A 14,250-nucleotide genomic window follows, 5' to 3' on the forward strand; every position below is an offset into this window, starting at 1 on the left:
TTAATTCAGAATTGAAAAACTTATTTAACAATAATACTTTGACCCAAAGACAAAGTATTGTCTATCAAGTTGTTTTTCTTTTTCAATTCATCAATAGAAATATTGAATTTTTTAGAGATTGAATAGAGGGTATCCCCTTTTACAACCGTATATTTTGGCGTGTCTTCTGTATAGGCAATTTCCTTTTTGGCTATTACCGGCATACTGGCTACAAAGTCTTTCCCCAAAACTTCAGCATCGTATTTGTTTAATTGATAACGCTCAATCAAGGCAATTAATTTATCCGGATATTTTGGATCGGTGGCATAACCCGCCGCTTTTAAACCTTTTGCCCATTCTTTATAATCATCTTTTTCCAATTGAAAAAGAGACTCATATCGTGGACGACTGGTTAAAAAGAACGAATGATCCCGGAACGATTCACTAGGATCCTGGTATTTTCTGAAACATTCATTTTCTTCATCGTCGGTATAGCTGATACTGGGACCGGTCCATTCTTTATGACATTTTATACCGAAATGATTGTTAGCTTGGACACTCAATGGCCCGGTTCCGGCACCAGACTCTAAAATTGCCTGACCCAGTGTAATACTAGCCGGAATACCAGTTCGAACCATGTTATCTTTAGCCACTTTGTTATATTTATCAATATAAGCCAACACCATTTGTGTGGTGACTTTTACTCGTGTGGTAGCTTCTAAGACTACACTTTCACTCGCATTGTTTTCTGAAGAACCCGAAGTAGTCTTTTGTACTACTGTCTCAGGTTTATTTTGACTTGTGGGTCTGTAAATAGGTTTTTTTACCCTTTGTACTACCGGAGTATTGGTGGTTTTTCTCGGATCGGGTTTTGTAGTTCGGACAACTGATTTATTGGTACCGCAAGAGGCAACAACAATCATTAGAAGCAGTAAAAAGAGTTTCTTAATCATAGATATTTATTTCGATTTGGTTTTTTTGTCGCAACACTTTATTCATTCCGGCTATGCCTTGTAAGCCCCCGGTGTGTATCATTACTATTTTGGCATTTTCAGGAAAATAATCTTTATTGATTAAATCCAGCACTCCAAACACCATTTTCCCTGTATAAACCGGGTCAAGCGGAATTTGATACTTTCGGTAAAACTCATTAATAAACAGTATAAGTTCCTTAGTCACCTTTCCATATCCGCCAAAATGATACTGAGGAATCAAATCCCAATCCGTACCGGAAACAAATTTACAAATATCTTCCCGAAGAAAATCGCCTTTTAATACAGGAAAACCCAAAACTTGTTGACCGGTTTTTGAACAATTGATAATCCCGGAAATAGTACCCCCTGTACCTACCGCACAACAGATATAATCAAACTGTTCATCTTCAACTGTTAGAATTTCTTTGCATCCTTCTACAGCCAAAGCATTTGTTCCTCCTTCAGGAATCAAATAAAAATCCCCGAATCGCTCTTTAAGTCTCTCCACAAATAATTCGGTATACTTGTTTTTATAAACTTCTCTGGAAACAAAGTCAAAAACCATTCCAAATTCCTGTGCCTGTCGTAAAGTCGGGTTTTCATTAATTTTATCACCTAACTCTTCTCCTCTTATGACACCTATTGTTCTGAAACCATATTCTTTTCCTGCGGCAGCAACCGCCAAAATATGATTGGAAAAAGCACCACCGAAAGTCAGCAGTGTGGTTTTGTTTTCATGTTTGGCTTGCGCCAAATTATACTTTAACTTTCTGTATTTATTTCCGGAAATATAAGGATGAAGCAAATCTTCCCGCTTAAGATAGAGGGTAATATTGGAATTCTCTAATATAATTTTCTGATTGAAACTTTCCAAAAAAGTATTTCTTGCAAAGGTACAAAATACAAAAGTTTACAAATGGAAAAGCAACTCAAATCGCCTTACAAAACGACTTAGTGCGCGCAAATTATTATTTTCTGTACTGTTTTTTGGTTATCAGTAGTGGTGACTTCTGTCAAGTAAACTGCATCTGCCAATCCTATTGTTGAAAATTTATAGTCACTATGCACTCCTAACTGCTCTTTGTCTAACAAGAGCTTGCCGTTTAAATCATACAATTTTATCGATTTTATTTCCAGCAAACCGGGATTGGAAACCGTTAGCAGTTGCGCTCCATTGTTTTGGAATAAAGTTAGGTTGGAAGTACTGTTTTCATTGAGACTCAATGCTGCATTCTTAAAAGTAAGTTCAAAACGATTATTGTAAACGCCTGTTGGCAGCATTACTTCATAAGAGGCATTTTTAACATCATGATACAAACCATCCTGAGCATCATAAATATAAATTGGCTGACTCTCATCAAAGTTTAAAACCATAGAAGCATTAAATTTGAAAGTAGTCATATTTGTTGCTTTAACTCCTAGTTTGATTCTTTTATCAACATCAAACTTTACTCCCTGGATGACATACCTATCGTTATCCAGCACAAAATACACATCATTTGGTACATTTTCTTCTACCGGACTCTTAGCATCAATCCCTCTGTCTACACCGTCTGTTGCCTGCGACACAAAAGCCAATGCGATTTGATTGGTATATTGACTGTTCATGACTGTATTCAAACGAATTTGCGGAATCGCCTCTACTCCATTAGTACTTTGATTTACATCGTAAGAGGATGAACTTGCATTTTTTTCAAACTGAGAATAATTACCTTCCAGTTTATACGTTCGATAGGCGTTTTTTAGTGTTAAAGTTCCGTTTGAACTTCCTTTTACCATAAAACCCTGTCCTACAGGCGCATATTTTCTTTCTATCGTTAATCCTGATGAAACTCCAGTGGCATTGAGTGTTCCATCAATATTATACGTATTAAAAGTTGCCGGCACATAAATCCCATTTGAAAGCAAACTCACAGGAGCATAGGTCCCGTATCCTCCTTGATAAGCTAATAACATATGAGAATTGACTGTTTTATCCTGCTCCCAATAATACGCAATTCCGTCACAGGCAGCATTGGCAGCATCGAGCAAAAAGGCATTAACATGAAATGCCGATGGGTAGGGATTACCGGTTAAAGTAAAATTACCAGCACCAACGTTAACCGAAATATTGCCATCATTAGGTTTGCCTCTAAAATCATAACGCTGTGCACTTCCCGGATTATTTACGGCCGTTTCGCCAACATTGGTCGCATCTGTTCCTTCTGTCCCTTTCATGGTAAAACCCTGTCCGGCAGAAATAGTGGTAGCCGAACCTGCATAAAGCCATTGTGCATAGGTGGAGGAAGACAGATATTTCCAAATCCAGTAATTTGAGATCGCTAATGAACCGGTTCCGGACTGACCGTCTGAATCATCTGTAATTACAGTAACCGGTGTACTTTCTGTAATTGACGTGGGTACATTGAGCATTGTAATTCCAAAATCTTCATTCCCTGGGGTCGCCGAAGCATTTCCAACCGGTGAACACCAATAATTATAGGCAAAATTATTAACGGTTCCTTCCTGAAAAACAGAAAGTTTTCCAACACCTTTATTTGTTGATGCCCCTGTAGTTCCCTGCAACAACTGCCCTTGATTTCTTAAATAAAAGTTACTGTTGGCTCCGCTTAATTCAACGTTTCCAGTAACAAAAACCACACTGTTTTTATTGTAGATAAAAGTATTATTACTCACAAAAAGCTGAGCAAATGAATTGTAATAACTAAATACAAACAGTAAGTAATAAAGCCTTTTCATACATCATTGTTTTTTAAGTAACTAAGAAACAAAAAATTAAAATCTAAATGTAAAAAAAATATTCAAAACATTACGTCCCTAAGTAAATAAATCCGTTAAGAGCCAGATACGGATTCTGAACTGTCACCGATTGTTGAGTTACACCACCGTTTATTGAAGATGTTGTGTGTGAATGTGCTCCGCTACTCGAAGTTGCCGTGGTGTTGGAAGCCGCGTTTAAAATAGGAATCCCGATAATTCCGATTAAAGACAATAGATAAGAGGTTGATGTTCCTGCATTATGGGTATGCGCTCCATCTGTAGAGGTGCTTAAGGTAACATTAGGCAATTGATTTTGGGCCAAAGTAACCGTCGCACTTCCTCCGGTAGTATTTAATGTTTTAGTTCCGCTTACCCCTACTATCGTTTTATCAGAAACATTAGGTAAATTGACCCCTATTCCTAAAGCTGTCGCTGCTGCTTGTTGACTGGCAGTAAGCGAGCTTTTCAATCGGCCATCCAAAAGAATCCATCCGTTATGATCGGCACTTTGATAGCCATATTTTACGTCACCCAAATTATAAATCTGTGCATAAAGTGGTTTCCAATCAGCACCGGTATAAAAGTAATACATGTTGGCGGTGGTAAGATAAACGATTTGTCCGGCTCTGTTTCCTGAAGAAGGTAATACCGATACTTGCGGAACAGAAATTCCGGCTTCAGCTCCGGGAGAGGCCGGATTAGACTCTCTAACATCAAGTGTAGCTTGCGGATTTGTTGTTCCAATCCCTACTTGAGAAAAGGCATTGAATGTACTCAGAATCAAAATAAGGTAGATTACTTTTTTCATTTTAATACTTTTTAAGATTAGATTTACTTTTGTCTTTATTCAAAAAAAAATCACTAAAAAAAACATTAAAAAATTTTGGATCTGGGGGAAATCAGCAAAATTCTAACATCACAACAAGCTGCTAATCACTGCTTATTGTCATGACAAAACTATATAATTTTAAAACAACCTATACTTTTCTTGTTAATTTTTTCATACAAAAACAACTTTTTTGTTTATCATATTTCAGAATATTAAAATGTTAGTATAAAATATAAAATATTGATTTTCAATTTTTTATATTTAATTAATCCAAAAAAAGCATTTAATTAATTTATAAAAAAATTAAACAAAAAAAGTCTTCAAATTTAAAAAAAGCACAACAAATCTTACAGGTTTAAATCGATGAAAGACGCTTTTAATCGATAAAACACATTATTTTTCAATTTTGATTCAAAAAAAATAAGAAATTATACGGTTTTCTCTTTACCAAATAGACTTCGTCTTTTTCCTCCTGATAAGCTTCTCGTTCAAATGAAATATTTTTATACGCAGTACTCCCATTTTTAAACTGCAACAAACGAAGCCCATATTCCAAAATATACAACACAAAAAAAGGGATAACTAACAGCTCCAACTGTTGTCTGAGATGTATCCTTTCATGATTCAACAAAACTTTATCCCGTTTAAGATCTTTGTCATTTAAAAACACAAACGGATAGACTGTAAAAGCTTTAAAGCCTTTTGGCACTAAATATTTTGAAACGATAAGTATCATTACTGATAAAGTCTTTAAATTTGTAGCTATGAATGACCAAAATAACGAAAATAAACTAATCGAAGGTGAGGATTATTATCTGACCCCTGAAGGTTACAAAGTTTTCACTGAAAAATACCATCTCAAAAGAGGCTATTGCTGCCGAAGCGGTTGTCGCCACTGCCCTTATGGGTTCGATAAAAAAACAGGAACCATAAGGCCTAAAAAGTAACAACAAACTAAAAAATATAATCTTCAAAAATGACATTTCAAGAACAGATTTTAGCAGGAATCCCGGATGTATTGCCACAACCGAAACCCTATGAAACCGAAATAAACCATGCGCCAAAGCGCAAAGAAATACTAACCGAAGAAGAAAAAAAATTAGCACTGAAAAATGCGCTGCGCTACTTCGAACCAAAACACCACGCGACCTTGCTACCTGAGTTTAGAGCCGAATTGGAAACCTACGGACGCATTTACATGTATCGCCTCCGCCCCGATTATAAAATGTATGCTCGTCCCATTTCGGAATATCCGGGGAAATGTGAACAGGCCAAAGCCATCATGCTGATGATTCAAAACAATTTGGATTATGCTGTGGCGCAACATCCTCATGAACTGATTACCTATGGCGGTAACGGTGCCGTGTTCCAAAACTGGGCACAATACCTGTTAACCATGCAGTATTTGGCGGAAATGACCGAAGAACAAACTTTGGTCATGTACTCCGGACACCCTATGGGATTGTTCCCCTCACACAAAGAAGCTCCCAGAGTGGTAGTTACTAACGGAATGGTCATTCCTAATTACTCCAAACCGGATGATTGGGAAAAAATGAATGCCCTAGGAGTATCCCAATACGGACAAATGACCGCGGGAAGTTATATGTACATCGGTCCGCAAGGTATTGTTCACGGAACAACCATCACCGTGTTGAACGGCTTCCGAAAAATAAAAAAATCACCCAAAGGAGGTCTATTTGTTACTTCAGGATTGGGTGGTATGAGCGGGGCACAACCCAAGGCCGGCAACATTGCCGGTTGCGTAACAGTATGTGCCGAAGTCAATCCGAAAATTACCCACATCCGCCACTCGCAAGGCTGGATTAACGAAGTTATTGAAAACATTGACGAATTGGTTCCGAGAGTTGAAAAAGCCTTAGACAACAAAGAAACCGTTTCCATCGCTTACCTTGGGAATGTAGTAGATATTTGGGAGCGCTTTGATCAGGAAAATTTACATATCGATTTAGGTTCAGACCAAACCTCCTTGCACAATCCATGGGCGGGTGGTTACTATCCTGTGGGTCTTTCTTTTGAAGAAGCTAACGAGATGATGGCCAACCAACCCGAAAAATTTAAAGAAGAAGTTCAAAAAACCTTACGCCGTCACGCGGCTGCCATCAACAAACACACTGCTAAAGGCACCTATTTCTTTGATTACGGAAACGCCTTTTTACTGGAGTCCTCCAGAGCCGGTGCAGATGTAATGAATGACCATCCTACCTTAGGTCGCGAGTTTAAATACCCAAGTTACGTACAAGACATCATGGGCCCTATGTGTTTTGATTACGGTTTTGGGCCTTTCCGTTGGGTATGTGCTTCCGGAAATCCCGAAGACTTAGCTAAAACCGACAAAATAGCCTGTGACGTTTTAGAAGAAATGATGCAAAATTCCCCTGAAGAAATTCAGCAACAAATGGCGGATAATATTCAATGGATCAAAGGCGCTCAGGAAAACAAATTGGTGGTAGGTTCTCAAGCCCGAATCCTATATGCCGATGCCGAGGGACGTATCAAAATTGCAGAAGCCTTCAATCAGGCAATTGCCCGTGGTGAAATTGGGTACGTGGTTTTAGGACGTGATCATCACGATGTATCCGGTACAGATTCTCCGTATCGTGAAACGTCCAACATTTATGACGGTTCCCGTTTTACTGCCGACATGGCCATTCACAATGTGATAGGCGACAGTTTCCGTGGAGCGACCTGGGTTTCTATTCACAACGGAGGCGGTGTTGGATGGGGAGAGGTCATCAACGGTGGTTTCGGCTTGGTGCTTGACGGTAGCAAAGAAGCCTCACGACGTTTGGAATCCATGTTGTTTTGGGATGTGAATAACGGAATTTCGCGCAGAAGCTGGGCCCGAAATGAAGGTGCTGTTTTTGCCATAAAAAGAGCTATGGCCACGCAACCTTTATTGAAAGTCAACATCCCTACTATAGTTAATGACGATTTGTTATAACGTAAAACTAAATACCATGAAAAAATTATTTTTTATTCCGGTTGTGTTTTTCATAATGACTTCTTGCAGCTCTGTAAGGGTCAACTATGATTACGATAAAAAAGTTGATTTTAAGCCCTACAAAACCTATGCCTTCCTGAAATCAGGCATTGATAAAGTGGAGATTTCTGATTTGGATAAGAAAAGAATCATGCATGCCATTGATGATGCCCTGTCTGCAAAAGGATTCACCAAAAGTGAATCGCCCGATTTGCTGATTAATTTTTTCACCAAAGAAAGAGAACAGGTAGACGTGAACCAATTTAGCGCCGGTTGGGGTTATGGCTGGGGATATGGTTGGAATCCTTATTTCTGGGGAGGCAACACCTATGTCAACCGCTATACCGAAGGCACTTTGTATATCGATTTAATTGATGCCAAGAAAAAAGAACTGATATGGCAAGGCGAAGGCGAAGGTGCTTTAACCAAAGACACCGACAGAAAAGACGAAGTCATCAAAGAATTTGTCACCAAAATTTTGGAACAATATCCTCCACAAAAAAAATAGTCGGTATTAATGACTGATAAGCAGATAAAAAGCCATGACATGATTGTTGTGGCTTTTTTTATTATTTTTAATCGTCAAAAAATCTTGTTATGAGCAAAATAACACCCTTTCTGCTTTCTGTCTTACTTTTTAACTTCATTACTTCTTGTAACAAAAAAACTCCCGAAAAACCGCAAGCCGGAGTCATCATTACTTTTGACGATGCTTATGTTGATGAGTGGTTTGAAGCCGATAAAATCCTGAAACCATACCATTGGAAAGCCACTTTCAATGTTTGTCGTATTGATTCAATCGGAGAACCACAGCAAAAAAAACTGCATCAACTCCAACGTGAAGGACACGAAATTGCCGGTCACGGATACCATCATTTCAATGCCGTGAAATTTGTAGCCGAAAATGGCATAGGACCCTATTTAAAACAAGAAATAGATCCCATGATGGTTTCTATGAAAAGAAGAGGGTTCAAAGTCACTTCTTTCGCTTATCCTTACGGAGAAAGAAGCCCGGTACTTGATACCGCTTTAAAAAAGAAATTCAAAATCATCAGAGGGAGAGCCTTTTGCGATTCCTTACCGGAAAAGGAAGGTTGCTATTTTCACGGTTCCAAATTCGTATATGCTTTTGATATTGATAACAGTCACATTCATTTCAGCTATCATTATTTATTGGAATTATTAGACTATGCCAAAAAAAACAATATGATATTGTTGTTATGCAGCCACAGGCCTGTCAAAGAAGTGACTGCTAATTATCAAACCAAAATGGAAACATTGGAATTTGTATGCAATTATATCAAGCTAAACGACATGAAGTTTTACACCCTCAGAGATTTGGACAAATGGACAAAAAAACAGTAAGCGTCCGGATTCAAAAACCCCATTTCGTATTGCATTATTTATAGTCATGGATTGCCTCAGATTTTGTTGTTACAAATTTTGATGTGACAATATTTTTTTGTCACAACTTTTATTGTCACAATATGATTAAAAAAAATCCACAACGGTGATGCTGTGGATTCTAATCATTTATAATTTTATTTAATATCGTAGCAGTTCTTCCATCTTAGCTTTCACTTTCTCTGCATTCGGAATCATGGTGAATTCCAACGTACTGTTGAGCGGAATAGCCGGCATATTTTCCGAGCCGATAACCATAACAGGAGCATCCAAAGAGGTAAAACATTTTTCCTGAATCAATCCGGCTAAACTGCGGGCAAACGAATTATTGGTCGGTTCTTCAGTTACTACCAAACATTTTTTGGCTTTTTTAACCGATTTCAAAATGGTTTCTTCATCCAACGGATATAAGGTTCTCAAATCCACAATTTCGACTTGATTTTTCATCTTCTCCGAAGCATTTAATGCCCAGTGTACCCCCATTCCATAGGTAATAACCGTAATCGTTTCCTCGGTTTCCTGTTCCCAAATTTCCTGAATCACATTGGCTTTGCCAAACGGCAATATGTAGTCTTCACTTGGTTCGTTAACACGAGCCGTATCGGTTCCTTTTACCTTACTCCAATACAAACCTTTATGTTCCAAAATCACCACCGGATTCGGGTCATAATAAGCCGCTTTCATAAGTCCTTTTAAATCGGCGCCATTACTCGGATAAGCTATTTTAATACCACGTATATTCGTCAACACACTTTCCACCGAAGACGAATGGTAAGGTCCTCCGCTTCCGTAAGCCCCAATCGGCACACGCAGTATCATACTTACCGGCCATTTGCCATTCGACAAATAACTCGAACGACTCACCTCAGTAAATAACTGATTCAAGCCCGGCCAAATATAATCGGCAAACTGTACCTCCACTATCGGTTTCAAACCAACAGCAGACATTCCCACCGTAGAACCCACAATAAACGCTTCCTGTATTGGCGTATTAAACACCCGTTCGTCACCGAATTTCTGGGCCAAAGTAGCAGCTTCTCTAAACACACCACCCAAACGTCCGCCAACATCCTGACCGTACAACAAACATTCTTTATGATTGCGCATCAATTCCTCAACAGCAAACAACGCACAATCCACCATCACTACTTTGTCTTCGCGCTGCGGGTTTCTCTCTCCTACTTCTTCCGTAATCGGTGTCGGAGCAAAATCATGGGTGAATAAATCTTTCGGCGAAGGATCTTCAGCAACCAAAGCTTTATCGTAATCGGCTTTTACTTTGGCAACTGCCGTAGTTTCTATTTTATGAATTTCATCAGCCGTAAATCCGGCATCCAGTAATTGCTGTTTCAACACCGGATACGGGTCTCTTGATTGTGCCTCTTCCAAATCATCACGGTACCATTCCATACGAACCCCCGAAGTGTGGTGATTCAACAACGGCACTTTGGCATGTACCAAAAACGGACGGCGTTCTTTGCGTATGGTTTGGACCACTTGCTGAACCGCCAAATAGCTTTCGGTAAAGTTGGCCCCGTCAATCGAAATCGCTTCGATTCCTTTAAATCCTTTGGCATAGTCAAACGCATTTTGCGCTCGGGTTTCAGCCGCATTAGCAGAAATATCCCAACCGTTATCTTGTACCAAATACAAAATCGGCAACTGTTTCAAAGCCGCCATTTGCAAAGCTTCGGCAATCTCGCCTTCGGTTACCGAGGCATCACCCAACGAACAAACCACTATTGGATTTTCTTGATTGGCATCCTGAATTCCGATATTTTCTTTATACCAAAAACCCATCGCTGCTCCGGTAGCCGGAATCGCCTGCATCCCCGTAGCCGAAGACTGATGCGGAATTTTAGGCTTATCGGCATCCTTCAAACTCGGGTGGCAATAATAGGTACGCCCGCCCGAAAACGGATCGTCCTTCTTCGCCATCAACTGCAACATCAAATCATAAGGCTGCATCCCAATGCCCAACAACATAGCGTCATCACGATAATACGGAAATGCATAATCCTGAGGCAACAATTGCATCGCCATCGCAATCTGAATGGCTTCGTGCCCACGCGATGTAGCATGCACATATTTGGAAACAGTTTTAAAATTGTCTTCATACAAAGTCGCCATAGCCTTGGCGGTTGCCATGGTTAAAAACGCTTTTTCGAGTATCTTTTTATCTGGTAAATTCATTTTTAAATTTTAGGAGCGAAAGGCTCGGGCTTTATTTGGAATCCGTATTCCCGCTTTTCACACTACACGGTAGTTATTGCAATCGGGGCTAAACGGGAAACCATTTGTCTGCTTGTATTCTTTATTTGGCAGCAACTAACCAACCAAATTTATCTTCTATTTCTTGAGTTTTAATGCCGTTCAACGTATCATTTACCATCACCGACACCGGATTATCACTTGGCAATTTGATGCTCAAATCATTGTTCCCGATTTCTTCAATCATAGCAATACCCACAGCTGTTCCGGCACCAAAAGCTTCCTCTAAAGTTCCGTTCTTATCCGCTTCCATAATTTCAGAAATGGTAATCGGTCGTTCCGTCACTTCAAAACCCTTATCGCGTAATACATCTATAACACTCATACGCGTTATTCCTGCCAAAATAGAACCGCTCAAATTAGGTGTAATAAACTTTCCTCCTATTTTGAAGAAAATATTCATCGTACCCACTTCCTGAATTTCTTCAAAGTTTTGCGCATCCAACCATAATACTTGGTCGTATCCTTTAGCTTTAGCATATTCCGTCGGACGAATGGCTCCGGCATAATTCCCGGCCGCTTTGGCTTCTCCCGTTCCACCGTTTACAGCACGAACGTATTTTTTCTCGGCATACAATCTTATTTTTCGGCTAAAGAACGGACCGGCAGGCGAGCCCATAACAATAAATTTGAAACTAGTAGCCGCGCGCATCCCAATAAAAGGTTCATCGGCATACATAAACGGACGCAAATACAAAGCACTTCCTTCCTGTGTCGGAATCCAATCTTTTTCTAAAGCAGTGAATTGCTTTAACGCTTCCACAAATAAATCTTCGGGAAACGAAGGCATTCCCATACGGTCCGCACTGTGATTCAACCGCTTGGCATTCTCATAAGGGCGGAATAACAATGGCGTTCCGTCTTTCCCTAACGTCGCTTTCATCCCTTCAAATATAGCTTGCCCATAATGCAAAGCCATAGCCGCAGGATGCGTCGGAATTAAAGCCAAAGGTTCAATTCGGGCATTACTCCATTCGCCATTTTGGTAATCGCACACAAACATGTGGTCGGTAAACTGGGTTCCCATCACGATGTTGTTATTCAGTTCTACCTGACTGACTCTGGAGTGCGCGACTTTGTTTATTTTAATTGAGTGTGTCATTACTTCTTGCATGGTATTATAAAATTGTAGTTGTGTCAAATTGTTCTAAATAATCGCCTACTTTGCGCAGGAACGAACCTCCTAAAAATCCGTCAACCACGCGGTGGTCAAACGAAAGAGAAAGGAACATCATACTGCGAATGGCAATTTCATCCCCTTTAGAAGTCGTAATAACTTCCGGACGTTTCTTGATAATTCCGAGGGCCAATATAGCTACTTCGGGTTGGTTGATTATGGGGGTTCCCATTAAACTGCCAAAAGTACCCACATTAGAAATGGTAAAGGTACTTCCTTGAATTTGTTCGGGTTTTAATTTGTTATTTCGAGAAGCATCAGCCAATGTATTTACATCTTTTGCCAAAGCAACTAAATCTTTTTCATTGGCATTTTTCACCACGGGAACAATCAGGTTCCCGCTTGGCAACGCGGTTGCCATTCCGATGTTGATGTCTTTATGCACAATGATATTCTTTTCATCAACCGAAACATTTATCAGAGGAAAATCGACAATGGCTTTGGCTACAGCCTGTACAAATACCGGTGTAAAGGTCAGTTTCTCGTTGTATTTTGCCTGGAACTTGTCTTTATTTTCATTGCGCCAATTGACCAAATTCGTCACATCGACTTCAATATAGGAAGTCACGTGAGGCGAAGTTTGTTTGGAATAGACCATATGATCCGCAATCATTTTGCGCATGCGATCCATCTCCACGATATGGTCTTTGCCTTCCACAAAATTGATTTTTGGTTTTGGATATGTAGAAACAGGTGATTGTGCTGCCGAAATTGGTTTGCTTTGCAACGGATATTTTCTATTCTTCAAATACTGAAACACATCGCTTTTTTGCAAACGTCCATCAGTCCCCGAACCCGGAATGCTTTGCAATTCTTCTATCGACAGGTTTTCTTTTTGTGCAATGGAAATAATCAACGGCGAAATGAATGCATCGGGGTTGGCTTTATGGGCTATGTTTTGTGTTACGGGTTTAGACGAGGGTTCAACTCTCCCCGACTCCACAATCTCTTGCTTAGCTCCGCTCAGTTCACCTTCGGCTCGGATCTTGCTTGTTGCTTCTTGAACTCCTTCAGAATCAATCAAAGCTAAAACAGTTCCTACCTCAACCACGGCATCCTTGTGAAAACGAATTTCAGTAATAGTTCCCGATACAGGTGAGGGTACATCGCTGTCCACCTTGTCCGTAGCCACTTCCAGCAGGGTCTCCTCAGCTTCCACAAAATCACCTACATTTTTCAACCAAGTAATGATGGTCGCTTCGGATATACTTTCGCCCATCTTGGGCATTTTGAATTCTACTGTCGGCATTTTATTTCTTTCTAAATTCTTCTAATGTTTTATAAAACGCTTCCTGCGTTGGTCGGTCTTTCGGAATTTCCCGTAACGGTTCTACCGCTCTTAAAGTTTCATAACATTCCTTGGGCAATTGTTGGTATAAGGCTGTTCCTTTGGTCTTCCAATCCAACATCTCATCCGAAACGTCTTTGACAACTACCGCCGGATTTCCGACTACAATTTTACGATTCGGAATCACGGTTCCGGCTTTGACAAAACTCAAAGCTCCGATAATACACTCATCACCTACGGTAACATCATCCATGATTACGGCATTCATACCGACCAAACAATTCGCACCAATATTAGCACCGTGGATAATGGCGCCATGACCGATATGCGCTCCGGCTTTCAAAACCATTGTCTTTCCGGGAAACATGTGAATGGTACAATTTTCCTGTACGTTACATCCATCTTCAATAATGATTTCACCCCAATCGCCACGAATAGCAGCCCCGGGACCTACATAGACGTCTTTCCCGATAATGACATTACCTGTAACCGCAGCTTGCGGATGGATAAAACTACTTTCGTGTATGACCGGAATAAATCCTTTGAATTCGTATATCATATTTTTAG

General features: G+C 39.9%; 13 protein-coding genes. 4 read left to right on the forward strand and 9 right to left on the reverse strand.

Annotated elements, in window-relative coordinates:
- Nucleotides 1-20: 20 nt before the first annotated feature.
- The 5 genes from ACSVH6_RS07760 to ACSVH6_RS07780 form a co-directional block, all read right to left on the reverse strand.
- Nucleotides 21-932, reverse strand: coding sequence for a glucosaminidase domain-containing protein (locus ACSVH6_RS07760; RefSeq protein ID WP_438077190.1), 912 nt, complete (start codon nt 930-932; stop codon nt 21-23).
- The gene (locus ACSVH6_RS07765; RefSeq protein ID WP_438077192.1) at nt 925-1,827 is read right to left on the reverse strand and encodes a 1-aminocyclopropane-1-carboxylate deaminase/D-cysteine desulfhydrase; all 903 of its coding nucleotides are present in this window, start codon (nt 1,825-1,827) and stop codon (nt 925-927) included. The genes ACSVH6_RS07760 and ACSVH6_RS07765 overlap by 8 nt, the downstream gene beginning before the upstream one ends.
- A 77-nt stretch (nt 1,828-1,904) precedes the next feature.
- Nucleotides 1,905-3,692 carry a T9SS type A sorting domain-containing protein gene (locus ACSVH6_RS07770; RefSeq protein ID WP_438077194.1) on the reverse strand — a complete coding sequence of 596 codons (1,788 nt, stop codon included), beginning with the start codon at nt 3,690-3,692 and terminating at the stop codon, nt 1,905-1,907.
- Nucleotides 3,693-3,762: 70 nt separating this feature from the next.
- On the reverse strand, nt 3,763-4,521 hold the full coding sequence (locus ACSVH6_RS07775; protein ID WP_438077196.1) for a hypothetical protein: 759 nt from the start codon (nt 4,519-4,521) through the stop codon (nt 3,763-3,765).
- A 421-nt stretch (nt 4,522-4,942) separates the two neighbouring features.
- On the reverse strand, nt 4,943-5,278 hold the full coding sequence (locus ACSVH6_RS07780) for a hypothetical protein (protein ID WP_438077198.1): 336 nt from the start codon (nt 5,276-5,278) through the stop codon (nt 4,943-4,945).
- A 28-nt stretch (nt 5,279-5,306) separates the two neighbouring features.
- Between ACSVH6_RS07780 and ACSVH6_RS07785 the strand changes: the two genes are divergently transcribed.
- The 4 genes from ACSVH6_RS07785 to ACSVH6_RS07800 all read left to right on the forward strand — a co-directional run bounded on the left by ACSVH6_RS07785 (nt 5,307) and on the right by ACSVH6_RS07800 (nt 8,908).
- Complete coding sequence (locus ACSVH6_RS07785) at nt 5,307-5,489, forward strand: DUF5522 domain-containing protein (protein WP_162128639.1); 183 nt, start codon at nt 5,307-5,309, stop codon at nt 5,487-5,489.
- Nucleotides 5,490-5,518: 29 nt separating this feature from the next.
- Nucleotides 5,519-7,504, forward strand: coding sequence for a urocanate hydratase (locus ACSVH6_RS07790; protein ID WP_438077201.1), 1,986 nt, complete (start codon nt 5,519-5,521; stop codon nt 7,502-7,504).
- A 16-nt stretch (nt 7,505-7,520) separates the two neighbouring features.
- Entirely contained in the window at nt 7,521-8,051 is a 531-nt protein-coding gene (locus tag ACSVH6_RS07795; protein WP_438077202.1) for a DUF4136 domain-containing protein, read from the forward strand.
- An 89-nt stretch (nt 8,052-8,140) separates the two neighbouring features.
- The gene (locus ACSVH6_RS07800) at nt 8,141-8,908 is read left to right on the forward strand and encodes a polysaccharide deacetylase family protein (RefSeq protein WP_438077203.1); all 768 of its coding nucleotides are present in this window, start codon (nt 8,141-8,143) and stop codon (nt 8,906-8,908) included.
- Nucleotides 8,909-9,088: 180 nt separating this feature from the next.
- Here the strand turns inward: ACSVH6_RS07800 and ACSVH6_RS07805 are convergent, their stop codons facing one another.
- The 4 genes from ACSVH6_RS07805 to ACSVH6_RS07820 form a co-directional block, all read right to left on the reverse strand.
- A complete protein-coding gene (locus ACSVH6_RS07805; RefSeq protein WP_438077205.1) occupies nt 9,089-11,140 on the reverse strand; it encodes an alpha-ketoacid dehydrogenase subunit alpha/beta in 2,052 nt (683 codons plus the stop codon).
- Nucleotides 11,141-11,261: 121 nt separating this feature from the next.
- Nucleotides 11,262-12,320 carry a branched-chain amino acid aminotransferase gene (locus ACSVH6_RS07810; protein WP_438077207.1) on the reverse strand — a complete coding sequence of 353 codons (1,059 nt, stop codon included), beginning with the start codon at nt 12,318-12,320 and terminating at the stop codon, nt 11,262-11,264.
- Between the two features lie 16 nt (nt 12,321-12,336).
- Complete coding sequence (locus tag ACSVH6_RS07815; RefSeq protein ID WP_438077210.1) at nt 12,337-13,644, reverse strand: dihydrolipoamide acetyltransferase family protein; 1,308 nt, start codon at nt 13,642-13,644, stop codon at nt 12,337-12,339.
- A gap of 1 nt (nt 13,645) precedes the next feature.
- Complete coding sequence (locus ACSVH6_RS07820; protein ID WP_438077212.1) at nt 13,646-14,242, reverse strand: transferase hexapeptide repeat family protein; 597 nt, start codon at nt 14,240-14,242, stop codon at nt 13,646-13,648.
- Nucleotides 14,243-14,250: the final 8 nt, after the last annotated feature.

Origin of the sequence: Flavobacterium sp. XGLA_31 (genome assembly GCF_051547105.1) — a bacterium.
Lineage (GTDB): Bacteria > Bacteroidota > Bacteroidia > Flavobacteriales > Flavobacteriaceae > Flavobacterium.